Genomic DNA, 201 nt, shown 5'->3' on the forward strand with positions numbered 1-201 from the left:
GAGGCTTTAGTACTGACTAAGTACTTTTAAAAAAGCAGCGAACTCGACGGTCATACGGGTTCCCTGTGCTACTAAGTTCCAGTCACGCTGAATCACCTGTTTGCTTTGTTTGTTGAGCCATCGACGGCGTTTTATATGCAGGAAAACCTTTTTACCACGCACAGGAAAATCCTGGATTGTTATTTCTTTATGAAACCCGTG

The 201-nt window shown here is 43.3% G+C and carries 1 protein-coding gene; it reads right to left on the minus strand.

The window, feature by feature from the left end:
• Window positions 1-6: 6 nt before the first annotated feature.
• On the minus strand, window positions 7-201 hold a 195-nt coding region (locus RM541_RS17435; RefSeq protein WP_432264688.1), incomplete at its 5' end, for an ISAon1 family transposase N-terminal region protein.

This window comes from Autumnicola psychrophila, assembly GCF_031846645.1.
Lineage (GTDB): Bacteria > Bacteroidota > Bacteroidia > Flavobacteriales > Flavobacteriaceae > Autumnicola > Autumnicola psychrophila.